This window comes from Chryseobacterium gambrini (genome assembly GCF_900156825.1).
Taxonomy (GTDB): Bacteria; Bacteroidota; Bacteroidia; order Flavobacteriales; family Weeksellaceae; genus Chryseobacterium; species Chryseobacterium gambrini.
The window spans coordinates 208,658-231,938 of record NZ_FTOV01000003.1; the positions used below are offsets into that span (position 1 = coordinate 208,658).

Genomic DNA, 23,281 nt, shown 5'->3' on the forward strand with positions numbered 1-23,281 from the left:
TCTAAAAGAAGTTGTAAAAAATTTAAATGTATTCAATAATAGACATAGAAAGTAATGGTGCAGGTTACAGGAAAGAATGCATTATCGATATTGCGGTTTACAGATATGACGGTCAGAAAATTGTGGACCAGTTTATTTCATTGGTAAACCCCGAAAGTGATATTACCCCTTTTGTGCAGAAATTAACCAATATTACCCCGAAAATGGTTAAAACTGCACCGAAATTCCATGAAATAGCCCGAAGAATTGTTGAAATTACGGCAAATACAACTTTAGTAGGTCATAACATAGATTTTGATTACAGAATGCTTCGTCAATCGTTTCAGAGGTTGGGTTATGAGTTTAAAATCAATACTTTAGATACAATTCCTTTAGCTAAAAAACTGATTCCAGATGAGGTAAGTTATTCTCTCGGAAAATTGGTGAAATCTTTAGGAATTCCTCTAACCAATCATCACAGAGCAGAAGGCGATGCAAGAGCAACGCTGGAATTATTCAAACTTCTGATTTCAAAAGACACAGAAAACGAAATCATTCAGAAGCAGCATGATGAAACCAATGCGAAAACCTACATCAACAAAATCAAGGAATTAACGCAGGATCTTCCCAACGAGAAAGGCTTTGTGTATTTTCAGAATGAAGCAGGAAAAATAATTTTTTCCGATCATGTTCAGGATGTTAACAAATTTTCGAAAAAAGTTTTCAATTCCAAATCTAAAAAGTGGGAAACCATTCAGAAAGACGTTGAACAGATCAATTACGAACTTACCGGAACGGATATCATTGCCAAGCTGATTCTGAATTCAAAAGGAATTAAAAAAAGAGAAATCCTTCCTTTCGGTCTGTATTGTAGAAACGGAAAATATGTGGTGGAAAAAAATAAGCTGAATAAACTGGAAAAACCGATTTTGAAATTCAGGTCTTTTACGCAAGGCTCGAAAGCCGTTCAGTTCATCGCAAAGTTCGAAGAATATAATGATATAGAGGTTTTTAAAAAGAAAATCGAATTCAGAAAACGAAATGAACTCTGGTTAGGACAAGGCAGAAAGTTAGGCGAAAAACTATTTTTGATTGTCGAAAACGGAAAAGTGGTTTCTTACGGTTTCTACGAACTTTTTACGCAGATTCAGACTTTAGGCAAGCTTAATAAATTAAAGATCGATCTGCTTTCACAATCTGCAGACCTCGTTAATGAGCTGCAGTTAGCTTTGCTGAGAGGAGATTTTGAAACCCTGCCTTTGCCGAAATAGAAGAGAAATGAAATTTATCTGATTAATAAGAAACCATTTTAAAATCAGGTTTTTAAAAATAAAAAAGAATTAGTATTTTTGTAAAAAATTTAAAGAAAGCAATGCTAAATTTTAAACAACATAAAACCGGTAAAAAGGGAACTGTAAAGTTCTCTAAGGTTTGGAATGTATAAAAGAGTTGTATTGCATAAAAAATAATTATGAATGGCAGACTCTTTATTCGAAGAATCTGCCTTTTTTATGCTAAAAAGAAATTATGAATTCAAAAGAATTATTAAAGATTGCCAATGAGTTTGGCACCCCGGTGTATGTTTACGATGCCGAATCCATTAAAACACAATACGAGAAACTTACCTCTTCTTTCCTAAAACACACAAAGTTTTTCTACGCAGCAAAAGCGCTTACCAATATCAACATCCTGAAGTATGTGAAAAATCTGGGAGCTTCATTAGATTGTGTATCCATCAATGAAGTAAAACTAGGTTTAAAAGCAGGCTTTACGAAAGAAAAAATACTTTTTACGCCCAATTGTGTAGATCTTGCCGAGATTGAAGAAGCGATGACTTTCGGGGTGCACATCAATATCGATAATATTTCTATTCTGGAGCAGTTCGGGAACAAATACGGAAACTCTTACCCGATTTTGGTAAGAATCAACCCGCATATTTTTGCCGGCGGAAACTATAAAATTTCTACAGGACATATCGACAGTAAATTCGGGATTTCCATCCATCAGGTTCGTCATATCGAAAGAGTGATGAAATCTACCAACCTTAATGTGGAAGGTCTTCATATGCACACCGGAAGCGAGATCAAAGATCCGGATGTTTTCCTTCAGGCTTTGGAGATCATGCTGGAATTATCCGAACATTTCCCGAATCTGAAATATCTGGATATGGGAAGCGGATTTAAAATTCCTTATCAGGACACCGAAGAAGAAACCGATGTAAAAACATTAGGAAAAAAAGTGGAAAAAGTAATCTCCGAATTTTCAAAATCAACCGGAAAAAAATTCGAATTATGGTTTGAACCGGGTAAATTCCTTGTCGGAAAAAGCGGATATTTACTGGTGAAAGCCAACGTGATTAAACAAACAACGGCAACTGTTTTTGTCGGGGTGAATTCAGGATTCAATCATCTGATCCGTCCGATGTTCTACGATTCGTATCATGTGATTGAAAACTTATCGAACCCGAAAGGAGCGGAAAGAATTTATACCGTGGTAGGAAACATCTGCGAAACGGATACTTTTGCATGGGACAGAAAGCTTAATGAAGTAAGAGAAGGCGATATTCTGGCGTTCCACAATGCGGGAGCTTACGGTTTTGAGATGAGTTCCAACTTTAATTCAAGATTAAAACCTGCCGAAGTTCTGTTTTTAGACGGAAAAGCACATCTCATCAGAAAAAGAGATGAGTTTGAAGATCTTTTGAAAAATCAGATCGAGGTATTGTAGATCGGGAAAAATGCCTTAACTTTATAGAACAATAGTAATAATTTATGAAAAAAATATTTTCAGTTTTGGCAGTAACGGTTTTTGCCTTTTCATTTTCCCAGACTTATGTAAATGTTTCTTCGGTTAAAAAGCAGGTAGATAATGTTTACAAAGGCGGACAGGAAAAATTTGAATATGACCTCACCAATAATTTGAGATATACAGCAAATGCATTTCAGGTAAACGGTGATTTTACATTGAATTTTAAAGTAAATGAAAAGGGAGATATTACCGATGTTAAACTTTTACCTGAGCTTTATGATAAAGGATTTGAAAGAGAAGTGAAGAGAGATTTGGGCAGAATGAAAAAGCATTTTGCAGTAAATCAACCAAAAAATGTTTCCGTTGGATTAAGTTTCGGAAGAGATTTGAAACCTTCAGACGGCAGACTGGCGTTTCAGGGAAGAGATTCTTTTGCGAATCAGAATACAAAATAATCCGGCTCGAAGATATATGGAAGCTCCGCAAAATGCGGAGCTTTTTTTATTGTTTTTTAATATTTATTTTACACTCTTGGCATAATCTTTACATCTCTACATTATCAGTCCATTCCAAAATATTTCTGAAACATCAACACTAAAACATCAAAATATGGCTAAAAATATTGCAGAGCAAATTGTAGAAATGCTCGAAAACGCCAATGTGAAAAGAATTTATGCCGTTACAGGCGACAGTTTAAACCATTTAAATATAGCCGTTAAAAAAAGCAGCATCGAATGGATTCACGTAAGGCACGAAGAAGCCGGAGCTTATGCAGCAGCTGCGGAAGCGGAACTGGATGGTTTTGCGGTTTGCGCGGGAAGCTGCGGACCGGGACACGTTCATTTAATCAATGGGGTTTATGAAGCGCACCGTTCTCATGTTCCGATGTTGGTTATTGCTTCCACGATTCCAAGTGAAGAAATGGGGATGGATTATTTTCAGGAGACCAACACCATTAAGTTATTCGACGATTGCAGTCATTACAACCAAATGATTACAAGACCGGAACAGGTTCAGCGAACGGTACAGACGGCTATTCAGCATGCAATTTCCAAAAAAGGCGTTGCCGTAATCGGTCTTCCGGGAGACGTTTCGGAACTGGATGCGGAAGAAGCGGTGACTTCCAATAAAATTTTCAGAACAAATCCTGTTATTCGTCCTTCAGATGAAGAATTAAAAGAACTCGCAGATTTAATCAACGACAGTAAAAAAGTAACGATCTATTGCGGAATCGGCGCGGAAAATGCCAATCCGGAAGTTGTGGAACTTTCAAAATATTTAAAAGCTCCGGTGGGATATTCTTTCCGCGGAAAAATGTCTATTCAACCCAATAATCCCAATGAAGTCGGATTAACCGGACTTCTGGGACTTCCTTCAGCTTATCATGCCATGCACGAAGCCGATCTTCTGATTCTTCTGGGGACAGATTTTCCTTACGAGAAATTTATGCCCGTCAAAAATAAAATTGTACAAATTGATGAAGCCCCTGAACGATTGGGAAGAAGAGCAAAACTGGAACTGGGATTAACGGGCGATGTAAAAGAAACCATCAAAGCACTTTTACCATTATTGAAAGAAAAAACAGACAGTAATTTCCTTAAACAGCAGCTTGAGTTTTATGAAAAGGTTAAAGAAAATCAGCTAACCTACGTGAAAGATCCGGGAACCGAAAACGCCATTCAGCCGGAATTTGTTACCCATACTTTGGATAAACTGACAAAGAAAGATGCCATTTTTACGGTAGATACAGGAATGTGCTGTGTTTGGGGTGCGAGATACATCACAGGAACCGGAGAACGGAAAATGCTCGGTTCTTTTAATCACGGTTCGATGGCGAATGCGATGCCGATGGCAATTGGAGCGTCTTTAGCGTATCCTGAAAGGCAGGTTGTAGCTTTATGCGGCGACGGAGGTTTATCCATGCTTTTGGGAGATATGGCAACGATTTTTCAGTATAAACTACCAGTGAAAATTATTGTGTTCAATAACCGGTCTTTAGGAATGGTAAAACTGGAAATGGAAGTCGGAGGAATGCCGGACAATGAAACGGATATGGTTAATCCGGATTTTGCAATGATTGCCCAAGCAATGGGATATCCCGGAAAAAATGTAAATAAACCTGAAGATGTGGAAGCTGCCATTAAAGAATGTCTTAATTATAACGGTCCTTATCTTTTAAATATTTTTACCAATCCGAATGCACTGGCTTTACCGCCGAAAATTGAAGCCGCGCAGGTTTTAGGAATGACAAAATCCATGGCTCAACTCATGTTGGGTGGAAAAATGGAAGAAGCGCTCGACACTGTGAAAAGCAATTACAAACACATTAAAGATCTATTGTAATATCCATCATCAGATAATGCTTTTCTCTCATTGGTTTAAGTATTATCTTTGTTTAAGTAAATTTAATTTTAATGAAAAATCCTATGAGAACGATACTGATACTTCTTACGTTTTTTGCATCAAATTTTGCTTTTGCCCAATTTAATGATGTAGAAGAAAGAGACGATAATTTTATGACTGAGAACAATAAAAATATTCTCAAAATAGATATAAAAGAGCCCCTGTTGCAGGTAGCCGTAAAAAACTGTAACGATTTTAAGGCGGCAAGTTTCGAAGGCGGAATTCCCGCTTACAAAGAAATGCTGAGAAAATATATGTACGATTACCTGAATACAGATTTCTATGTGCTGAATGGTGATTTCACATTTACCCTTACCGTAGACCAAAACGGAAAAGTCACCAATATCGAAGGAAGCCCGAAAGTTTCAAACAGTCAGGTGTTTTTTGATGATATGAAATATGTCGTAAGAAGAATCAAGAAAAACTGGATTCCTGCAAGCTGCAACGGACAGCCTGTAACATCTCAGGTCAAAATAAAAATGAATCTGTCTTCCATTGCAACAGATGTATAAGACAACTTTTAATAACCATGAAAAAATATCTTTTAATTTTACCTTTATTGCTTATTGGCGGTAAAGGCTTTTCTCAGGAAAATACAACTCAGGTTCAGCAGACAGCGGAAAATTATCAGAAAGCAGAATTTCCGGGAGGCGATCAGGCATTTCAGAAAGAATTCATGAATATGGTTCATGCCTATATCGATATGGCTCTGTATGCCATTCAGGGAAAAGTTACCTTTGTGTTTAATATTGATTCCAGAGGAAAAATCAGCCAGATCGATGTTCTTCCGAAATTCAAAAACAATGAAATGTTTATCGACGATATGAAATATGCGGCGAAAAAAGTAAAAGGAAAATGGACTCCCGCAAAGAAAAACGGCGTTCCGGTCGATTCAAAATTTGTTATGAAGGTGAATTTCAGTACGAATACTTATGATCATGATTAGAAAATTATTTCCATTTATTATTTTATTGTGTTTTTCATCTGTCTGTGCGCAAATCAGTAATGCTTACTATTCCGTAGGTGAAGAAGCTTACAAAGGGGGGGCTGAAAAGATGTATCAGGATATCCACGATGTAATGACAAGAAAAAATCTTCAGAAATGTCCTAAAAACGAGTATTTTTATGTCAAACTAAGAATAGATCGCACAGGAAAACCGGGACTTATACAAGACAAGCGAACAAAAGAGTTTATGCAAAAATCTCCGTGTGCATATGATTATGTGATAAAAACACTCGGTGAGCTTCACGATTGGATTCCCAGTAAAAACGTAACGCTTTCGGATGGTACACTTTATGAATTTCCGTTTTTTCCTAATGATTTGGTTGGAGATAATTACAAAAAAGATTATAATGCAAAAGAACAGACAGAAAAGGCATCCTATGAAGGAGGGACTGATGCTTTCAGAAAGGAACTTGCTTATTTAATCGGGGAATATCTTGCAGATTTGTACAAGCCGGAGGGGGTTTTTGAATTATCTTTTACGGTAAATGAAAACGGTAGAGCATCGGATTTTGATATTTTTCCCAAATCTCCCTCATCTGAACAGTTTGTGAAAGATATAAATACAATTACTAAAAGAATGAAGGACAAGTGGACCCCTGCAAAATTCAGAGGACAAAATATTTCTTCAAGAAATGTAATTAAAATAAGATTCAGAAATGATTAACTCCTGACATTCTGTCACAATATTTTGTATCTTTGCAAATTCAATAAGTTCAGAATTTAATGTTTTGAGTTCAAACCGGTATGTGTAGAACCTTAGACGTTAAATTTTAAACCTCAAATTCGATTATCGTGCAGGAAAAATATATAGACGAAACAAAACAGGGAGAAGCTTTTGCCATTGCGGAAAAAGCAGAAAACTCAAAGAAATTATTCTTGGAGAGCTACGGTTGTCAGATGAATTTCTCTGACTCTGAGATTGTTGCATCCATACTTAATGAGCAGGGGTATAATACCACTTTAAAAGCGGAAGAAGCAGATTTAATTCTTTTAAACACCTGTTCTATCCGTGAAAAAGCAGAACAAACGGTAAGAATGCGTCTTTCACAGTTCAAAAACCTGAAAAAAGAAAAACCGAACATGACGGTTGGAGTTTTGGGCTGCATGGCAGAAAGACTGAAAACCAAATTCTTAGAAGAAGAACAGTTGGTGGATCTTGTGGTTGGTCCCGATGCATACAGAGACTTGCCTAACCTTTTAAAAGAAACTGAAGACGGAAGAGATGCCATCAACGTAATCCTTTCCAAAGAAGAAACATATGCAGATATCAATCCTGTTCGTTTAGGCGGAAATGGGGTTACGGCTTTTGTAACGATTACAAGAGGCTGCGATAATATGTGTACGTTCTGCGTTGTTCCTTTCACAAGAGGAAGAGAAAGAAGCCGTGATCCGCATTCTATTCTGGATGAATGTAAAAGTCTTTGGGAAAGCGGGTATAAAGAAATTACCTTATTAGGACAAAACGTAGATTCTTACCTTTGGTATGGAGGCGGTCCTAAAAAAGATTTCGCCAAAGCATCAGAAATGCAGAAAGCTACAGCCGTGAATTTTGCCCAGTTGCTTGATCTGGTTGCAAAAGCCGTTCCTGAAGTGAGAATCCGTTTCTCTACTTCCAATCCGCAGGATATGAGTTTGGATGTATTCAGAATGATGGCAAAACACGATAACATCTGTAAATACGTTCACCTTCCGGTTCAGAGCGGAAGCAACAATATGCTGGAAGCCATGAACAGACAGCACACCCGCGAAGAATATTTAGATTTAATTAAAAAAGCAAAAGAAATCGTTCCCGAAGTTGCTTTTTCTCAGGATATGATCGTCGGTTTCTGCAACGAAACAGAAGAAGATCACCAAGGTACATTAAGCTTAATGAGAGAAGTGGAATACGACTACGGTTATATGTTCGCTTACTCAGAAAGACCGGGAACTCCCGCTCACAAAAAGATGGAGGACAATATTCCGGCAGACGTTAAACAGAGACGTTTGGCAGAAGTCATTGCCTTACAGGGAGAACTGTCCAGAAAAAGAATGAAATCTTATGTAGGAAGAGTTCACCAGATTTTAATTGAAGGAATTTCCAAAAAGAACGAAAACCAGTGGAAAGGAAGAAACTCCCAGAATGCAGTTTGCGTTTTCGATAAACTGGAAGGTCAGAAAATTGGTGACATTGTGGACGTTTTTGTTTTTGACAATACACAGGGCACACTTTTAGGGGAAACGGTAAAGTAATTTATTGGGCAGCTTAGAACTTTGTTCATAGCTTTCGATTAAAGCCTTCGCTTTTATCTCATGTATGCCTTCCGTTCCTGCTTTTTTATTTTTTTGGAAAAATAAAAAGAGCTCCATTCAAGTCGGGCTGCGTGCATCTCAATAGTGAGTAAGTTTTAATATAAAATTGAGAATACTCTTTCAAAATGAAAGATTTACAAAATACACAACTTTTACAAAATATTTCTTCATTACTCGATAATGCAAGAAAAAAAGTTGCTGTAGCTGTAAATCAGACCATCGTTCTTACCTATTATGAAATAGGAAGAATGATTGTTGAAGATGAACAGAATGGAGAAAACAGAGCAGAATATGGAAAAGCTGTTCTTAAAGATTTGTCATTACATCTTACAGAAAGATTTGGTAAGGGGTTTTCTGTTTCAAATCTTAAACAAATTAGGCAATTTTATATTGTCTATTCAAAAGGACAAACACTGTCTGACGAATCGGGAGTAATAACAAATCAAAAACCAGCCCGGCAAGATTCTATAAAATTCAACCTTTCATGGTCTCATTATTTGAAGTTAATGAGAATCACTGATATTAATGAAAGGAGGTTCTACGAAATTGAAAGTTATAAAAACAACTGGAGCCTAAGAGAATTGCAGATACAGTATGATTCTGCTTTATATGCAAGACTGTCTTTAAGCAAAAATAAAGAAGAGATTCTTCAGCTTGCTGAAAAAGGACAAATTATAGAAAAGTCCAAAGACCTCATCAAAGATCCTTATGTTTTGGAATTTCTGGGGTTGTCTGAAAAGCCTCATTATTCTGAAAAAGAATTAGAATCTGAATTAATTGATAAACTTGAACATTTTCTTCTGGAATTAGGAACCGGATTTACCTTTGTTGCAAGACAGGACAGAATAACCTTTGATGAAAAGCAATTCCGTATAGATTTGGTGTTTTACAACAGAGTTTTGAGATGTTTTGTCTTAATTGATTTAAAAATCGGCGAACTCAAACATCAGGATATCGGGCAAATGCAGATGTACGTCAACTATTACGATAGAGAAAAACGCCTTGAAGGTGAAAATAAAACCATAGTCATTATTCTTTGTCAGGATAAAAGTGAAGCTTTGGTAAGATATACTTTACCGGAAGATAACGAACAGATTTTTGCAAGTAAATATTTTACCATATTGCCAAGTAAACAAGATTTTATTAACATTTTAAACTCAGACAATGGAAAAATTTCATAAATATTGCCTAAGTGTATTGTTGGTAATAATCTGCAGCAATATTTCGGCTCAAATTTCCAACGGAACAGCCGAAAGTGAAGACTGTAAACAGCTTTATGAGCTTTATAACCGGATTTTAAATCAGGGTTGTGAAGATTTACAGGAAACCTGTACAAAAGAAAATCCTGTACAGAATATAACGATCAATCAAAAGCATCCTGCAATTGATCTTATCGGTAAAATTTTCTTCCATAAACAAAAGAACAATTTTCATCACGATAAAACAGGAACCGATTTTTATGATAAAGAAAAACATGATCAGCTCCTGAAAAATTTTGAAAAGAACAGCAGAGAAACGCTCTTCGCTGAAATTTTATATTTTAAAACCAGAGTTTCAAAAGTCAGAAATAAAGATTATTTGGACGTTGTAAGTTAAATTTAAACTCAATTATTTTTAAACTAAACAGCAGATTTACAATTAATTAATGTAAATCATATTCAAATCAATAATCTAAAAATTTACTTATGAGCAACGAGCTTCAAAATATAAAAAACCGTTTCGGAATTATCGGAAACTTTCCGGCTTTAAACCGTGCTTTGGAAAAAGCCATACAGGTCGCACCAACCGACATTTCAGTCCTTGTTATCGGGGAAAGTGGAGTGGGGAAAGAATTTATTCCGAAAATTATCCATTCAGAATCCAAAAGGAAACATCAGCCTTATATTGTCGTTAACTGTGGAGCAATTCCGGAAGGAACGATTGATTCTGAACTGTTCGGACACGAAAAAGGAGCATTTACAGGAGCTACAGCAACCAGAAAAGGATATTTTGAGGTTGCCGATGGCGGAACGATCTTTTTAGATGAGGTGGGAGAGCTTCCTTTACAGACCCAGGTTCGTTTACTTCGTGTCTTGGAAAGCGGCGAATTTATGAAAGTAGGTTCTTCACAGGTTCAGAAAACCAATGTAAGAATTGTCGCTGCAACAAATGTGAACATGATGAAGGCAATTCAGGACGGAAGATTCCGGGAAGATCTTTATTACCGTCTCAATACAGTGCAGATCGATATGCCGCCTTTGCGTGAAAGAAAAGGGGATATTCATTTGCTTTTCAGAAAATTTGCCATCGATTTTGCTGAAAAATACAGAATGCCGGAACTTGAACTTGAGCCAAGTGCGGTACATTACATCGAAAATTATACGTTTCCCGGAAATATTCGTCAGTTGAGAAACCTGGTGGAGCAAATGACGGTCGTAGAAAGGAACAGACACGTAGCCGTTGAAAAACTGGCGGAATATATTCCCATGGAATCACACCTTCCCATGGTTGTCAATACACCAAATACGCCAAAGCAGAACGATTTCGGAAGCGAAAGAGAAATCATGTACAAAATTCTATTTGACATGAGAAACGATATTAATGATTTAAAATCCTTAACTTCGGAATTGATAAAAAATCGCGGAACATCTGATTTGAGCAGTCACGAGAAAAATTTAATCAACAGAATTTATACTCCTGAAACACAGCAGAATGTGGCTCCCGGTTCTTTACTGTATTTTGAAAACAATAATAATCATAATCCGGTAGTTCAGAATCCGACAATTATTTCAGAGCCGGACAACAGCTACGAAGATATTGAAGATATTGAAATTGAAGAAAACAGACCCGAATCTTTATCCCTTCAGAATAATGAAAAAGATCTGATTATCAAAGCATTGGAGAAACATAAAGGAAGAAGAAACAAAGCGGCAGACGAACTGGGAATTTCCCAAAGAACTTTATACAGAAAAATAAAACAGTATAACTTAGAAGAATAATAAACTAAAAATTAAATCATGGTGAAAATTAATGCAAAACCGGTCAATTTCAAATTAGGAGATTACATCAGCGACGGATACGAATTCTACAAAGCAAATTTTGGAAATTTGTTGGGCGCTTTCTTCCTCGCAATGATCATGTCAATCATTCCTTTTTGCGGACTTTTGGCAGTGGGAAATTTTTATAAATATTGCCGTGATTTAAGAGCCGGAAGACAGGTAAGCGCAGGAGATATTTTCAATTTTGATAATTTCACGCCTTACTTTATGATTCAGCTTATTTTATTCGCCGGAATAATGGTCGTTTATATTCCCATGATTATCATGATGGTCGCAATGGGAGAACAGGATCCTTCAACCGGGGCTCCTGCTGTTTTTTTCATTTATATGTTCTTTGTGTATGTTGGGATTTTATTCGTAGCCCTGAAAGGTTTTTATATGCCCGCTTTAATTTCCCTTGCAGGAGTTACAGAGATTAAACAGGCATGGAAAATCTCTTCGGTGATGAGTAAAGGAAACCTTTGGTCCATCTTTTTATATTCACTGGCGGTAGGATTTTTATCTCAGTTAGGAGTTATAGCATGTTTTATTGGCTTGATTTTTACAATACCATTTGCCTATGCTTCTCACTATTTTGCCTATGAAGATGCATTGAAGCAGGTTACTTATGATGAAATTCAGGAAATTGGAATTAAAAATGAATTTTAAAATTAAAAATATTAAAATAGGACAGCCGAAATTTTGGCTTTTAGTACTGTGCTTATCAGTGCTGAACTCGTGTTACAGTTTTACGGGATCATCTCTTAAAGATGAAAAAACAATTCAGATCAATGAATTTCCCAACAATGCTCCTTTGGTAAACCCTACATTGTCACAGCAGTTTTCTACGGATATCCAGAACAGATTCCTTCAGAGAACCACTTTGAAAGGGACGAAGGAAAATCCGGACATTCTGGTAGAAGGTGAGATTACAGATTATTCCATTACACCCACAACTATTGGTTCCAATACGGTTACCAACCAAAGTACAGGAGGAGTGGTACAGGAATCCCAGAATAAACTTACCATCACGGTAAAAGTTCATTACGAGAACAAACTTCATCCGGAGTTAAGTTTCGACCGAACATACAGTGATGAGGCAGTGTTCAACAGCAATCTTTCCCAGTCTCAGATCGAATCTTCACAGGTGAAAATTGCAACGGACAGAATTATAAACAAGATATTTAACGATATTGTAGCGAATTGGTAAGATGAATCATAGAGTTTTAGAATTATTAAAGACCCCGAAAAACATTCAGTCAGAGGATCTCCATCTTCTGAAAGAAGAGATTAATTCTTTTCCCTATATTCAGAATATCAGAGCGTTGTATTTGTATGGGGTGCATTTGTATGATAAAGACAATTATCAGAAAGTACTTTCTACAACAGCCGCTTATACCACAGATAAAAAAATCCTTTATCAGCTGATTAACGGTAAAATTCAGCAGAAACCAAAACCTGAAATAAAACAGGAACAGGTAAAGGAAAAAAATATTCCTTCAGAAAATCCGCTTAAGATTTTGTATCAGGCAAAAGCGGGAGGTTTTCCGCTTAAAAGAGAGGAAAATCCTATCATTGAACCTCAACCGGAAATTGTTGAAGAACCAGTATCGGAAATCGTTAAGCCCGAAGAAGAACCCCGTATTCTTCCGGCTCCGAGAGAAGAAATTAAGCATCTTTACATCAATGGAGAGCGAAACAGAATTCTGTTCGAAGGAGAAGAAAATTTTCTTGAAGATGATACTTTTGAAACAATTGATCTCGAATCTACACTGGAATCCGGTTCTATCGTAACCCAGAAAGCTGAGAAAAAAGAAGAGTCTGCTTCGGAAGAAAAGCCGACTGAAAATATTCCGGCTGTAAAAGAAAATGAGGAATTCATTCCTGAAACTACAGTTGAAGAAGAAAACGTAAATTCTGAAGCTGAACAAGAGGAAACTTCAGATAACTCAGAGTCGGAATCTTCTAAAGAGGAAACTGTATCCGAGATTCAGATTCAGGAAGAAGAAAATAAATCAACAGAAGAGCAGTCTGATCATATTTCAGATGAAGCTGAAAACGAAGAGCTAAAACCGGCGGAAGAAATTTCAGAATTCACCCCTGAAACCATTGTTGAAGAGGAAAATCTAAATGCTGAAACTGAAAAAGAAGAAGTTGAAGACCTGTCAGAATTAAGCTTCCATGAAACAGAAGCTTTCCTTCCGGAAGTACAGGTCTCTGCAAATGAATCTGTTGGAGAACCAAAAAATGAAAGCAGCCAGTCTGAAAATTCAGAAATAATTTCTTCAGAAGAGTCCGCAGAATTTACGCCTGAAACCATTATTGATGAAGATGAAATTTCATCCGAGAAAGAAGAAAAGGTTGTTCAGAATGATGCTGAACTAAGCTTCCACGGAACAGAATCTTTCCTTCCGGAAGTGAAAATTCAGGCAAATACAGAAGAAAAAATTACGGAAGCTCCTCAGCTTAACCTCAATAAACATGAAGACGAAATGCGCCGTCTCATTGAGGAAGTGGAGAAAAAGATGAAAGAAAAAGCGGCTGCGGAAGAATATAAAAAAGAAGAAGAGCCTGAAAATATCGGTCACGACATCAGTTTTGCCGAAACCCAAAGTTTTGAAGTAAAACCTGTTGAAACGGAAACTCAGGAAGAAATTAGAACGGAAAATCCAGTAGCAGAAAACAGTTCTGAACAGACAGAGGAACCAAAAGCCGAAGTCAGTGAAGAAAAAGAAGAAGTTCCGGCAAAAGAAGAAGAAGCGGAAGTTCAGTCTGCGTGGAAACCAATGTCTTTTGATTCCAATCTTCTGGATTCTCTGATCAGTAAATCTCCCGAAGTTCCTCAGCCTAAAACTGAAGAGCTTAAAACAGATGAAGCTGTGGAAATTCAGCAGCCGGAGATTGCAGAGCAGGAGCAAGTTGCAGAAGCCGAAACTGAATCGGATTTCGACGAAGAAAGCATCGTGTCTGAAATTTCAGAAGAAACAACTGAACAAAATACCGATGAAGATGTTTCTGAGAATTCAGAAGAAAATAAAGAGGAAGTTCCGGTAATGAACGTTTCGTTTTTCGGATCGGGATGGACGATTCCTCAACCAGAAAAAGAAAAAATGACAGAAGAACCCAAACAGGAAAGCAAAGAAGAAAAAACAGTTGAAATTCCTGTGGAAAAACCTGCAAAAACAACCAAACCGAATGTCTTCGACAGCAATGTTCCGGGATTCATCAATACATGGCAAAGCTGGCTGAAAATCGACAGAACGGAAGAAAAACCTAAAGAGGAGAAACCCGATCTGAAAACAAAAGTGATTGAGACTTTTATCGAAAACAATCCGAGAATCAGTCAGTTAAAAGAAGAAAGTACCTTTGTCGTGAAAGAAAAAGGAGACGATATCTCGCATTTGATGACAGAAACACTGGCAAATCTTTATTTTGAACAGAAATTATACACCAAAGCCATAAAAGCATTTGAAATTCTGATCAAGAAAACCCCTGAAAAGAAAAAATATTACGAAGGTAAAATTCAGGAAATTAAAGATTTCAGAACCAAAGGATAACCTAAAAACGAAACAATGAGCTTATTGTCTATTAACGCTTTTCATATCCTTTTTGGTGCGGTTGCGGTCATCATCTTATACATTGCGGCAATTGCTGTTCTCTTGAGAACAAAATCTGGAATTCTGCCTTATATGGCGTTAATCCTTTTTCCCGTCATAGGTCCTTTAGGAATTCTTCTTGGAAATTATAACAGGAAAATAAAATAAATAAAAGAGCGGAAAATTTTTCCGCTCTTTTGCTTTTATGTCTGTTGAGAAAGTTCTTTATTTTTCCTGAATTTCCGCCACAATCTTCGTCCGAACACGATAACACCTATAACGATTATAATAGCGCAGATTCCTGCAATAATTGGAGCGACCATCGCTAAAAAAGCCATGATTCCCGCTCCGGCTGTTTCTGCGGTTCCGACGACGGAATTTCCCAAACCTCCCGTTGTTACCGTAGATGCAGCCCGAAGTCCCGCAAATCCAGAACTGATGGTGCCTGCGGTTCCGCCTCCCGCAATTAAAGCTAAAGCCCACTGTGGAAAAGTTCCCAGATCTGCAAACTGACTGGCAAACAAAACAGAACCCGCAATCGTCGCCATCGGAACAGAAATCGTGTCCAGCAAATGGTCTATAAAAGGAATGTAATAGGCTAAAATTTCTACAATGGTTGCAATTCCTGTTGTGATTAAAGTGGGAAGTCCGGAAAGCCATTCAAAATTTTCGCTCATGGGAATCCAGTGCATATAAGAAGCAAGACTTACGGCAAACATCGGAAGAAATACCCGGAATCCGCTTGCTGCAGCCAGTCCGATACCAATAAACGCACTCAGAAGATAGGGTAAATAAGGAACGTTGTCTAACATGTTAATTTTCAGATTGATTGTTTTCCCGAAGGTACAAAAAAATAAATTCTGAGAAATTTTCTGATAAAAATACTGTGAATGAAATTCAACTTAAAAAATAAACGAAAAAATAAGCGATAGAAAAGATTAAGACTTCTTCTGAGCCTGACAAAGCTTAATAAACTGTGCCTCTACATCCTGAAATTTTTCGGGCATTTCCGGAGATGCCCAAAACATCATCGCCATTGTTTTATCGCCGAAAGCCTCTTTAAAAAGATCTTTATTCAGACGGTAACATTCTCTTAAAAGCCTTTTGATACGGTTTCTGTGAACCGCTTTTTTAAAATATTTTTTGGAAACCGAAACCGCAAATTTCGTGCTTTCAACAGGTGTTGTCGGTTTGTTTTTAAGAATAATGATTCTCAGATTCCCATTCGTTCTCCATTTACCTTTTTCGAAAAGTAAAGAGATCTCGGTATTTTTCTTGAGTTTTTCGGCTCTGGGATATCTGAAGTTTGTCATTTACGGACTGTAAAGATAGGATTTGTATGATGTTTTTCCCACAGATTTTAAAAATTCAGGCAAAAATATCCGAAACTTTCGCAAAATCTGCGGGAAAAAATTAATTTTTCTTGGTTAAATAATTGATGACTTCCGCTGCGGCATACAACCCGAAAATTGCAGGAATAAAGCTGATGGTTCCATAAAAAGACCGTTTATAATTCGTTCCGTCCGTCATTTTTAAACTGTCGTCTTTTTGCAGCTCATCAGAAAAAACACATTTAAATCCTTTGTTTATTTTTTCTTTTCGAAGCCTTTTTCTTACCTGTTTTGCGAGATAGCAGTTCTGGGTTTTGCTGATGTCTTTCACCATTACTTTGCTCGGATCTGTTTTTCCTCCGGCTCCCATGGAACTCACAAGTTTTATTTTTCTCTTTTTTGCCGCTTTTATAAGGCAAAGCTTAGGCGTTACACTGTCGATACAGTCCAGAACATAATCAAACTTTCCGTTGTCAAGAATTTCTTCCATTCTTTCAGGATTCAGGAATTCGTTGATTTTGATGAGGTTAAGTTTCGGATTAATATCCAACAACCTTTCGGCAACTACTTCTACTTTGTGTTTTCCTACTGTAGAATGCAAAGCGGGTAACTGTCTGTTAATGTTTGTAATATCTACCGTATCGCCGTCCACAATCGTCATGTTTCCGACTCCGGCTCTTGCAAGAAATTCTGCAGCAAAAGAACCGACACCACCCAAACCGACAACAAGAACTGTTGCTTTATTCAACTTTTCCAAACCTTCCTCCTTTACGAGAAGCTCCGTTCTTTCCAACCAGTATTTATCCATTTTTTATTGTCTCTAAATTTTCTGCAATCTGTTTGTTTAAATTTTCCAGCGAAATTCCCTTTATTTCAGATACTTTCTTATACAATTCTTCGAGGCTGAAATCGTCATTGTCGGTTTCCAGAAAGATTTTATCTAAAGGAGTAATTTTCAAAGTATTTTGCAAAGATAAATTATACAAAACCGCTTTTCCAAAACTCAGGTAAAAATTATTTTTCATAAGATCTTCCGCAATCCTTTCCTTTTTATTAAAACCATGAATAATCATGGGTTGTTCTGCATTTTTTTTAAAAGAAATCACTTCATAAAATTTTCTTACACAATGAATGATCATCGGCTTTTTTACTTCATTCGCAAATTGTATCTGTCTTAAGAAAACTTCTTCCTGAATCTTCTGATCAGTCTCTACGAAAGAATCCAGACCGCATTCTCCAATCGCGAAACAGTTTTCAGACACCCTATTTTTCATCCATTCAAACTGCCTGTCAACAGCATTCACATCAATATCTTTCGGATGTATGCCTATTGAGTACGGAATATCGGTCGGAATCTGTTCAATATCCAGATTGTAAATTCCGTTTGGCATATTTTTCTTATGATGATGAAAATCAAAAAAATCCATTCATCAAAATTACTATTAATTTAGATTTAACGTAAATTTCTTAAACGAACGTTTATAAATCTGTTAAAAATTTCTTAACTTTACTCAAAGTGCACTTCATGAAGAAAAAATTTACAGAAAAGCAAATACATATTTTAGATATCGCGGAAGAGCTTATTGCAAAAAAAGGATATGAGGGAACCTCCGTAAGAGATATTTGTTCAAAGGCAAATATCAACGTCGCGATGATCTCCTATTATTTTGGCTCGAAGGAAAAGATGATGTCGTATCTTTATCAGTACAGGGTTTTAAAAACAAGAGAGACTTTTTCAGAATTTGCAGATACCATTAAAGACGGAAAACCGGAGATGCAGCTGAAAGAAATTATTAAATATATTGTTTCCCAGTTATTTAAATATAATTACTTCCATGGGTTTGTTACGCAGGAGCTTCGCCACACAGAAAATTTAAAAGATGAACTGCTCGATTTTTATCAGCTCTTCGTTAAAAAATTAGATGAAGTCATTAAAAAAGGAGTGGCTTCAGGCGTTTTTACCTTTACTCCCAAACCGGAAGATATTTTAACAACCATTATCGGTTCCACTTTATTTGTGATCCGCAACAGGAATTTTTATGAACTGTATGTTCCTAACAAAAGCGAGGAAACCTATGCTAAAGAAGCCGAGAAAAAAGTGAGAATGAATCTTTTAATGACGGTTTTTGCCATTTTGGGATACGCTGCAGACTAAAATTACGTTAAATAATCATAAAAAAAAATCTATTGGCAAAAAAGTTATATTTTTGCAAATTAGTAAATCGGCTGTGTAATCCGAAAACTGTTGAACTTTTTATATGAAAAAATATATTTTAGGTATTTTTACTGTAGCAGTAGTAGCTTCTTGCGTAAGTAAGCAGGAAAGAGCAATGAAAAGTGCGGATAAAAATCTTATCTTAAAAACTGCCAATGAAAACTTTGCTAAAAAGAAGTGGAAAAACGCTTTGGCACTTTACGACAGGCTTCCGAACCTTGTTGCAGGAACAGATGATGCTCCCAATGTGGTTTTTAATTCTGCGTATGCGAATTATTACGACAAAAACTACAGATTAGCGGGAAATCAGTTTAAAAATTTCGCAATCAGCTTTCCTCAGGATAAAAGAAGAGAAGAAGCGGCATATATGTCTGCTTTGTGTTATTATGAGGGATCAATGGATTACAATCTGGATCAGTCTACAACACAGACGGCAATTAATGAGCTTCAGGACTTCCTGAACAATTATCCGAATTCAGAAAGATCTAAAAACATCAATACCCTTATTGACGAATTGTCTTACAAGCTTGAATTCAAAGCGTACGAAAATGCAAGACAGTACTACAAAATGGCAGAATACAAAGCAGCCAATGTAGCATTTGAAAACGTTCTGGAAGATTTTCCGAGTACCAAACTTCGTCCGCAGATTTACGATTATATTGTAAAATCCCGTTACGAACTGGCAACAAAATCGGTGTATGATCTTAAAGATGAGCGTATAGAAAGCGCATTGTCTTTCACAAGACAGATCGAAAAAGAAATGCCGAACACGGAAGTTTCTAAAACAGCTTTGGAAATCAGAAGCAAGCTTGAAAAAGAAAAGAAAGATTTTGTCGTAGTTAAGAAAAATACGGAGGCGAGAATTGCAGCTTTAACGGAGAGACAGAAAAAGCTGGAAGCTCAGAATGCAGAAAAGGCAAAAACAATTCAGCAGGAGAAAGATCAGATCGATGCAGAAAAGAAAGCAATGCAGATCCAGAGGGACAGTGCAGCGATTAGCACACCTCCGCCGGCGGCGACTTTCAAAATTAAAAGATAATTCGTAAATTTGCGAACTTAAATAAAATTAATATTCTCAAAATGAGTGTAAAAGATACAAAAGCAGAAGTAAATACCATTACTTACGATAAGGATAAGATTGAAGACAAAGTAGGCTCAATCTACGAAGCGATTGTTATCATGGGAAAAAGAGCAGAGCAGATCAACGCTGAAATTCGTACAGAACTTCACAATAAGCTAGACGAGTTTGCTGTTCATAATTCTACATTGGAAGAAGTTTTCGAAAACAGAGAACAGATCGAGATCTCTAAACATTACGAAAAACTTCCAAAGCCGACTTCTATTGCAATCGAAGAATGGCTGAACGAAGATGTGTACTTCAGAAAGACTGAAGAGAGAAAATAAAAATCAGTGTATTTTTTATATATGAAGGTCATAAGGAAATCTTTTTCTTTATGACCTTTGTTGTTTGGACGGCTTTGTGAGAAAAAATAAGTAATTTAGTATTCTTAAAAATTAAAATTGAATGAGTCTTTCCGGTAAAAAAATTCTTATCGCGATTTCCGGAGGAATTGCAGCCTATAAAATTCATTTTCTGATCAGAGATTTTGTGAAAAAAGGAGCCAAAGTTCAGGTGATTATGACGCCTGATGCAGAACATTTCGTTACCAAGCTCAGTATTTCCACTTTATCCAAAAATCCGGTGTACTCAGATTTTTACAGCCATAACGGCACATGGAACAGCCATGTTGAAATGGCTTTGTGGGCAGATGTAATGGTTGTTGCGCCCTGTACAGCAGGGACATTGTCTAAAATGGTTCACGGATTATGCGATAATCTTGTGATTGCAACCTATATGTCTGCAAAATGCCCTGTTTTTATTGCGCCTGCAATGGATCTGGATATGTATGCACATCCGTCCACAACCAGAAATCTGGAATTGGCAGAAAGTTTCGGACACCATATTATTCCGGCGGAAAGCGGCGAACTGGCAAGCGGATTAATCGGGCAGGGAAGAATGGCAGAACCGGAAACCATTGCAAAATCAATTGAAGATTTTTTTGATTCTGAAACTGAAAAAACATTAGCTGGAAAAACCGTTTTAATTACAGCCGGACCAACATATGAAGCCATTGATCCTGTGAGATTCATCGGGAATCATTCCTCTGGCAAAATGGGCTTTTCTCTGGCGGAACAAGCTGCTAAAAGAGGCGCAAAAGTAATTTTAATTTCCGGACCGAGTGCTCAGAAAATCAATAACGAAAATGTTGAGCTGCATAAGGTAACCTCAGCAAAAGAAATGTTATCCAAAGTTCTGGAGTTTTACGATACAACAGACATCGGAATTGCGAGTGCAGCCGTTGCAGATTACGCTCCGAAAGAGATCGCCAAAGAAAAAATTAAAAAGAATGACGAAAATTTAACGATTGAACTGGTTAAAAATCCGGACATTCTTAAAACAATGGGCGAAAAGAAAACCCATCAGTTTTTAGTCGGTTTTGCATTGGAAACTCAGAACGAAGAGGAAAATGCCAAAGGAAAGCTGGAAAAGAAAAATCTGGATATGATCGTTCTTAATTCGCTTCGTGATGAAGGAGCCGGTTTTAAAAATGATACCAATAAAATAAAAATATTTACCAAAACGGGAAAAACAGAATTTGATCTGAAATCTAAAGAAGAGGTAGCGAAAGATATTTTGGATTTCGTTGAGGAGCAACTTTTAAAATAAATTGATCTTACCTTATTATGATGAATTCTTAGGGCTGCCTTTTGGGAAAATATTCTCAATAGCTCAAAAAGAGTATCACAACCCGTTTTTCATTATTCTGTCTGCGGTTTTAGGTAAAATTTTATGGATAAATTTCAGCAGTTTGGTTTTACCAATGTAGCTTTCCCATTTGTCTGACTTGAAATTCCGCATAAATTCATCAACAAGCTTTTCAGGAGTAATTTTTGATTTTCCTCGTCCTTCTGTCATAGGTGTGTCAATTAAAGCAGGAATAATTTCAAAAACTTTGATCCCTGTTTCTTCTAATTGATAGCGCAGTGTTTTAGTAAAACTATGCATTGCCGATTTTGTGGCACAATAAACAGAAGCTGATTTTTTTGGGGAGATAAAAAGTCCGCTGCTTACATTGATGACTGCGCTATTTTTGTTTTTCAGAAGTAAGGGCAATAAAAATCCGGTCAACTTTACAGGAGCTGTAAAATTGGTTGAAATTTCATATTCTATTTTATCAGCAAGTTCTTTTTCTTCAATAAAACTGTAGTTGAACTGAACGGCTGCATTATTGATCAGAATATTTAAATCCGAATGGTGTTTTTCGATAAACAAAACCAGCTCTGCTAAAGAATTTTCATAGGTTAAATCTCCCTCAAAAACTATAATTTCCGGAAATTCAGCTTTGATCTGTTCCAATTTGGCAAGATTTCTTCCTGTAATGATCACGGTATTGTTCATTAATAAGAAATGTTTTGCTAAAGCAAGCCCAATTCCTGATGAACCGCCTGTGATTAAAATGGTATTTCCGGTTGCCGTCATTTCTTTTCTTGTTTAAATTGTTCATTAAAATCCTCAAAAAGATTCTCCTGTCCTACAATGATGTCTTTGATTTCAAAATAGGGGATGCCATAAATTTTGGTGTCTCTCAGCAATTCAATTAACAGTTTGTAATCATTTAAATCTGTTGTGGTTACAATCATGAAATCTGAAACGGATGTGTGAAAGTACTCACTGTCAAAAAGCTTTACGTTGACTGTTTTGCTGACACGGATAAAAATCGGGGTAAGTTCTTTTTCCACAAACAGGCTTCGTTCATCTCTTGTTAAAGACAGCCATTGCGGTGTTGCATTCATTAAAACCAGAATAGTATAAGGTTTTTGTACCGTGCTGTTCTGTCTGTTCTGCGCATTGCCGAAAAAAGAGATCGCGGTTAAGAATGCAAATAATAATTTCTTCATTTTGCCTTGTTTTAAATTACAGGACAAAATTCTGAAAGCGGTAAGACAATTCCATTTACATAGGTAAAGAAATTTACTTTTCTGAAATTTTTCTTCTGATTCTGCTGAGCTGCGTTGGAGTTACTCCCAAATAGGAAGCGATGTGGTATTGAGGGATGAACTGCTCTAAGTGAGGATATTCCTTTTGGAAGATCTCATATCTTTTGTCCGCATCCAAAAGAACAATCTCTATTTCTCTTTGTTCCTTTTGTACAAAATACAATTCTGCTAAAATTCTTCCTGCTCTTTCTATTTCAGGATACAAGTCATAAAGCTTTTCGATATCCGAATAATTGGCTACCTGCAGACTACAATCTGTGAGAGCCTGTTGATTGATCTGATTGGGCGTTTTCGTGATCAGAGAAGAATATCCGCCAATGAAACAGGGGCTTACAAAGAAATGTTTATTGTACTCAACGCCTTCTCTGTTTCTGTAAAATGCTCTCAGAATACCGCTTTCCAAAAAACCAATTTCTTTCGCAGTTTGTCCTTCAGAAATAAAAAATGCTCCTTTCTTTAAAGTTCTGGGAGAAAATATTTCAGACAGCTTTTCCCAGCCATCAGACGATATTGCAGTCAGACTGTTAAAAAATTCTTTTAAATCATTCATTATGTTTTCTTTAAAACAGATATAAAAATAAACACCTTGAACAGAATGAAATGCAAAAATTATTTCACTTCAGATGATTGTCTTTTCA

26 protein-coding genes are annotated in these 23,281 nt (G+C 36.6%); 19 read left to right on the forward strand and 7 right to left on the reverse strand.

Going from position 1 to position 23,281, the window contains the following annotated elements; all coding sequences use genetic code 11:
- Positions 1 to 26: 26 nt before the first annotated feature.
- The 15 genes from BW951_RS07250 to BW951_RS07320 all read left to right on the forward strand — a co-directional run bounded on the left by BW951_RS07250 (position 27) and on the right by BW951_RS07320 (position 15,206).
- Positions 27 to 1,250: a 3'-5' exonuclease gene (locus BW951_RS07250; RefSeq protein ID WP_076391325.1), complete on the forward strand. Its 1,224-nt coding sequence runs from the start codon at positions 27 to 29 to the stop codon at positions 1,248 to 1,250.
- A gap of 256 nt (positions 1,251 to 1,506) precedes the next feature.
- On the forward strand, positions 1,507 to 2,706 hold the full coding sequence (gene lysA, locus BW951_RS07255) for a diaminopimelate decarboxylase (RefSeq protein WP_175608795.1): 1,200 nt from the start codon (positions 1,507 to 1,509) through the stop codon (positions 2,704 to 2,706).
- 44 nt (positions 2,707 to 2,750) lie between these two features.
- Positions 2,751 to 3,182: a hypothetical protein gene (locus BW951_RS07260; protein ID WP_076391329.1), complete on the forward strand. Its 432-nt coding sequence runs from the start codon at positions 2,751 to 2,753 to the stop codon at positions 3,180 to 3,182.
- 154 nt (positions 3,183 to 3,336) lie between these two features.
- Positions 3,337 to 5,070 carry a thiamine pyrophosphate-dependent enzyme gene (locus BW951_RS07265; RefSeq protein WP_076391331.1) on the forward strand — a complete coding sequence of 578 codons (1,734 nt, stop codon included), beginning with the start codon at positions 3,337 to 3,339 and terminating at the stop codon, positions 5,068 to 5,070.
- A gap of 83 nt (positions 5,071 to 5,153) precedes the next feature.
- Positions 5,154 to 5,642 (forward strand): hypothetical protein, encoded by a 489-nt coding sequence (locus BW951_RS07270; RefSeq protein ID WP_076391957.1) that lies wholly within the window; start codon positions 5,154 to 5,156, stop codon positions 5,640 to 5,642.
- 17 nt (positions 5,643 to 5,659) lie between these two features.
- Entirely contained in the window at positions 5,660 to 6,076 is a 417-nt protein-coding gene (locus tag BW951_RS07275; RefSeq protein WP_076391333.1) for an energy transducer TonB, read from the forward strand.
- Positions 6,069 to 6,800, forward strand: a complete 732-nt coding sequence (locus BW951_RS07280; protein WP_139326123.1) for an energy transducer TonB — start codon at positions 6,069 to 6,071, stop codon at positions 6,798 to 6,800. Before BW951_RS07275 ends, BW951_RS07280 begins: the two co-directional genes overlap by 8 nt.
- A 128-nt stretch (positions 6,801 to 6,928) precedes the next feature.
- A complete protein-coding gene (gene miaB / locus BW951_RS07285) occupies positions 6,929 to 8,365 on the forward strand; it encodes a tRNA (N6-isopentenyl adenosine(37)-C2)-methylthiotransferase MiaB (RefSeq protein ID WP_076391337.1) in 1,437 nt (478 codons plus the stop codon).
- A 185-nt stretch (positions 8,366 to 8,550) separates the two neighbouring features.
- Positions 8,551 to 9,606: a PDDEXK nuclease domain-containing protein gene (locus BW951_RS07290; protein ID WP_076391339.1), complete on the forward strand. Its 1,056-nt coding sequence runs from the start codon at positions 8,551 to 8,553 to the stop codon at positions 9,604 to 9,606.
- Entirely contained in the window at positions 9,590 to 10,021 is a 432-nt protein-coding gene (locus BW951_RS07295) for a hypothetical protein (protein WP_076391341.1), read from the forward strand. The genes BW951_RS07290 and BW951_RS07295 overlap by 17 nt, the downstream gene beginning before the upstream one ends.
- An 89-nt stretch (positions 10,022 to 10,110) precedes the next feature.
- Complete coding sequence (locus BW951_RS07300) at positions 10,111 to 11,403, forward strand: sigma-54 interaction domain-containing protein (RefSeq protein ID WP_076391343.1); 1,293 nt, start codon at positions 10,111 to 10,113, stop codon at positions 11,401 to 11,403.
- Positions 11,404 to 11,421: 18 nt separating this feature from the next.
- Positions 11,422 to 12,111: a hypothetical protein gene (locus BW951_RS07305; RefSeq protein ID WP_076391345.1), complete on the forward strand. Its 690-nt coding sequence runs from the start codon at positions 11,422 to 11,424 to the stop codon at positions 12,109 to 12,111.
- The gene (locus BW951_RS07310) at positions 12,101 to 12,652 is read left to right on the forward strand and encodes an LptE family protein (protein ID WP_076391959.1); all 552 of its coding nucleotides are present in this window, start codon (positions 12,101 to 12,103) and stop codon (positions 12,650 to 12,652) included. Before BW951_RS07305 ends, BW951_RS07310 begins: the two co-directional genes overlap by 11 nt.
- 1 nt (position 12,653) lies before the next feature.
- Positions 12,654 to 14,999 (forward strand): putative sodium/potassium/calcium exchanger, encoded by a 2,346-nt coding sequence (locus BW951_RS07315; protein WP_076391347.1) that lies wholly within the window; start codon positions 12,654 to 12,656, stop codon positions 14,997 to 14,999.
- 15 nt (positions 15,000 to 15,014) lie between these two features.
- The gene (locus BW951_RS07320) at positions 15,015 to 15,206 is read left to right on the forward strand and encodes a hypothetical protein (protein ID WP_076391349.1); all 192 of its coding nucleotides are present in this window, start codon (positions 15,015 to 15,017) and stop codon (positions 15,204 to 15,206) included.
- 35 nt (positions 15,207 to 15,241) lie between these two features.
- Here BW951_RS07320 and BW951_RS07325 read toward each other — a convergent pair whose 3' ends face one another.
- The 4 genes from BW951_RS07325 to BW951_RS07340 all read right to left on the reverse strand — a co-directional run bounded on the left by BW951_RS07325 (position 15,242) and on the right by BW951_RS07340 (position 17,796).
- Positions 15,242 to 15,850 carry a DUF4126 domain-containing protein gene (locus tag BW951_RS07325; protein ID WP_076391351.1) on the reverse strand — a complete coding sequence of 203 codons (609 nt, stop codon included), beginning with the start codon at positions 15,848 to 15,850 and terminating at the stop codon, positions 15,242 to 15,244.
- A gap of 126 nt (positions 15,851 to 15,976) precedes the next feature.
- Positions 15,977 to 16,351 (reverse strand): ribonuclease P protein component, encoded by a 375-nt coding sequence (gene rnpA, locus BW951_RS07330; RefSeq protein ID WP_076391353.1) that lies wholly within the window; start codon positions 16,349 to 16,351, stop codon positions 15,977 to 15,979.
- Between the two features lie 100 nt (positions 16,352 to 16,451).
- A complete protein-coding gene (locus tag BW951_RS07335; RefSeq protein ID WP_076391355.1) occupies positions 16,452 to 17,177 on the reverse strand; it encodes a tRNA threonylcarbamoyladenosine dehydratase in 726 nt (241 codons plus the stop codon).
- Positions 17,170 to 17,796: a TatD family hydrolase gene (locus tag BW951_RS07340; protein WP_076391357.1), complete on the reverse strand. Its 627-nt coding sequence runs from the start codon at positions 17,794 to 17,796 to the stop codon at positions 17,170 to 17,172. The genes BW951_RS07335 and BW951_RS07340 overlap by 8 nt, the downstream gene beginning before the upstream one ends.
- A 98-nt stretch (positions 17,797 to 17,894) precedes the next feature.
- Between BW951_RS07340 and BW951_RS07345 the strand changes: the two genes are divergently transcribed.
- The 4 genes from BW951_RS07345 to coaBC all read left to right on the forward strand — a co-directional run bounded on the left by BW951_RS07345 (position 17,895) and on the right by coaBC (position 21,312).
- On the forward strand, positions 17,895 to 18,524 hold the full coding sequence (locus BW951_RS07345) for a TetR/AcrR family transcriptional regulator (RefSeq protein ID WP_076391359.1): 630 nt from the start codon (positions 17,895 to 17,897) through the stop codon (positions 18,522 to 18,524).
- 103 nt (positions 18,525 to 18,627) lie between these two features.
- Entirely contained in the window at positions 18,628 to 19,623 is a 996-nt protein-coding gene (locus BW951_RS07350; RefSeq protein ID WP_076391361.1) for an outer membrane protein assembly factor BamD, read from the forward strand.
- A 41-nt stretch (positions 19,624 to 19,664) separates the two neighbouring features.
- Positions 19,665 to 19,988 (forward strand): DNA-directed RNA polymerase subunit omega, encoded by a 324-nt coding sequence (locus tag BW951_RS07355; protein WP_034681463.1) that lies wholly within the window; start codon positions 19,665 to 19,667, stop codon positions 19,986 to 19,988.
- A 121-nt stretch (positions 19,989 to 20,109) separates the two neighbouring features.
- Positions 20,110 to 21,312, forward strand: coding sequence for a bifunctional phosphopantothenoylcysteine decarboxylase/phosphopantothenate--cysteine ligase CoaBC (coaBC, locus tag BW951_RS07360; protein ID WP_076391363.1), 1,203 nt, complete (start codon positions 20,110 to 20,112; stop codon positions 21,310 to 21,312).
- A gap of 75 nt (positions 21,313 to 21,387) precedes the next feature.
- Here coaBC and BW951_RS07365 read toward each other — a convergent pair whose 3' ends face one another.
- The 3 genes from BW951_RS07365 to BW951_RS07375 form a co-directional block, all read right to left on the reverse strand.
- On the reverse strand, positions 21,388 to 22,125 hold the full coding sequence (locus BW951_RS07365) for an SDR family oxidoreductase (protein WP_076391365.1): 738 nt from the start codon (positions 22,123 to 22,125) through the stop codon (positions 21,388 to 21,390).
- On the reverse strand, positions 22,122 to 22,544 hold the full coding sequence (locus tag BW951_RS07370) for a darcynin family protein (protein WP_084196379.1): 423 nt from the start codon (positions 22,542 to 22,544) through the stop codon (positions 22,122 to 22,124). The genes BW951_RS07365 and BW951_RS07370 overlap by 4 nt, the downstream gene beginning before the upstream one ends.
- A gap of 73 nt (positions 22,545 to 22,617) precedes the next feature.
- Complete coding sequence (locus BW951_RS07375; RefSeq protein ID WP_076391367.1) at positions 22,618 to 23,193, reverse strand: Crp/Fnr family transcriptional regulator; 576 nt, start codon at positions 23,191 to 23,193, stop codon at positions 22,618 to 22,620.
- Positions 23,194 to 23,281 lie beyond the last annotated feature (88 nt).

What these genes read in the sequence shown, in the direction of transcription:
- BW951_RS07325 (WP_076391351.1), bottom strand. Translation starts at nt 15,850, where the DNA reads ATGTTAGACAACGTTCCTTATTTACCCTATCTTCTGAGTGCGTTTATT.
- BW951_RS07275 (WP_076391333.1), top strand. Translation starts at nt 5,660, where the DNA reads ATGAAAAAATATCTTTTAATTTTACCTTTATTGCTTATTGGCGGTAAA.
- BW951_RS07335 (WP_076391355.1), bottom strand. Translation starts at nt 17,177, where the DNA reads ATGGATAAATACTGGTTGGAAAGAACGGAGCTTCTCGTAAAGGAGGAA.
- lysA (WP_175608795.1), top strand. Translation starts at nt 1,507, where the DNA reads ATGAATTCAAAAGAATTATTAAAGATTGCCAATGAGTTTGGCACCCCG.
- BW951_RS07355 (WP_034681463.1), top strand. Translation starts at nt 19,665, where the DNA reads ATGAGTGTAAAAGATACAAAAGCAGAAGTAAATACCATTACTTACGAT.
- BW951_RS07300 (WP_076391343.1), top strand. Translation starts at nt 10,111, where the DNA reads ATGAGCAACGAGCTTCAAAATATAAAAAACCGTTTCGGAATTATCGGA.
- BW951_RS07375 (WP_076391367.1), bottom strand. Translation starts at nt 23,193, where the DNA reads ATGAATGATTTAAAAGAATTTTTTAACAGTCTGACTGCAATATCGTCT.
- BW951_RS07340 (WP_076391357.1), bottom strand. Translation starts at nt 17,796, where the DNA reads ATGGATTTTTTTGATTTTCATCATCATAAGAAAAATATGCCAAACGGA.
- BW951_RS07310 (WP_076391959.1), top strand. Translation starts at nt 12,101, where the DNA reads ATGAATTTTAAAATTAAAAATATTAAAATAGGACAGCCGAAATTTTGG.
- rnpA (WP_076391353.1), bottom strand. Translation starts at nt 16,351, where the DNA reads ATGACAAACTTCAGATATCCCAGAGCCGAAAAACTCAAGAAAAATACC.
- BW951_RS07320 (WP_076391349.1), top strand. Translation starts at nt 15,015, where the DNA reads ATGAGCTTATTGTCTATTAACGCTTTTCATATCCTTTTTGGTGCGGTT.
- BW951_RS07305 (WP_076391345.1), top strand. Translation starts at nt 11,422, where the DNA reads ATGGTGAAAATTAATGCAAAACCGGTCAATTTCAAATTAGGAGATTAC.
- BW951_RS07280 (WP_139326123.1), top strand. Translation starts at nt 6,069, where the DNA reads ATGATTAGAAAATTATTTCCATTTATTATTTTATTGTGTTTTTCATCT.
- BW951_RS07315 (WP_076391347.1), top strand. Translation starts at nt 12,654, where the DNA reads ATGAATCATAGAGTTTTAGAATTATTAAAGACCCCGAAAAACATTCAG.
- BW951_RS07345 (WP_076391359.1), top strand. Translation starts at nt 17,895, where the DNA reads ATGAAGAAAAAATTTACAGAAAAGCAAATACATATTTTAGATATCGCG.
- coaBC (WP_076391363.1), top strand. Translation starts at nt 20,110, where the DNA reads ATGAGTCTTTCCGGTAAAAAAATTCTTATCGCGATTTCCGGAGGAATT.
- BW951_RS07295 (WP_076391341.1), top strand. Translation starts at nt 9,590, where the DNA reads ATGGAAAAATTTCATAAATATTGCCTAAGTGTATTGTTGGTAATAATC.
- BW951_RS07270 (WP_076391957.1), top strand. Translation starts at nt 5,154, where the DNA reads ATGAGAACGATACTGATACTTCTTACGTTTTTTGCATCAAATTTTGCT.
- BW951_RS07265 (WP_076391331.1), top strand. Translation starts at nt 3,337, where the DNA reads ATGGCTAAAAATATTGCAGAGCAAATTGTAGAAATGCTCGAAAACGCC.
- BW951_RS07370 (WP_084196379.1), bottom strand. Translation starts at nt 22,544, where the DNA reads ATGAAGAAATTATTATTTGCATTCTTAACCGCGATCTCTTTTTTCGGC.
- BW951_RS07365 (WP_076391365.1), bottom strand. Translation starts at nt 22,125, where the DNA reads ATGACGGCAACCGGAAATACCATTTTAATCACAGGCGGTTCATCAGGA.
- BW951_RS07350 (WP_076391361.1), top strand. Translation starts at nt 18,628, where the DNA reads ATGAAAAAATATATTTTAGGTATTTTTACTGTAGCAGTAGTAGCTTCT.
- BW951_RS07250 (WP_076391325.1), top strand. Translation starts at nt 27, where the DNA reads ATGTATTCAATAATAGACATAGAAAGTAATGGTGCAGGTTACAGGAAA.
- BW951_RS07290 (WP_076391339.1), top strand. Translation starts at nt 8,551, where the DNA reads ATGAAAGATTTACAAAATACACAACTTTTACAAAATATTTCTTCATTA.
- BW951_RS07260 (WP_076391329.1), top strand. Translation starts at nt 2,751, where the DNA reads ATGAAAAAAATATTTTCAGTTTTGGCAGTAACGGTTTTTGCCTTTTCA.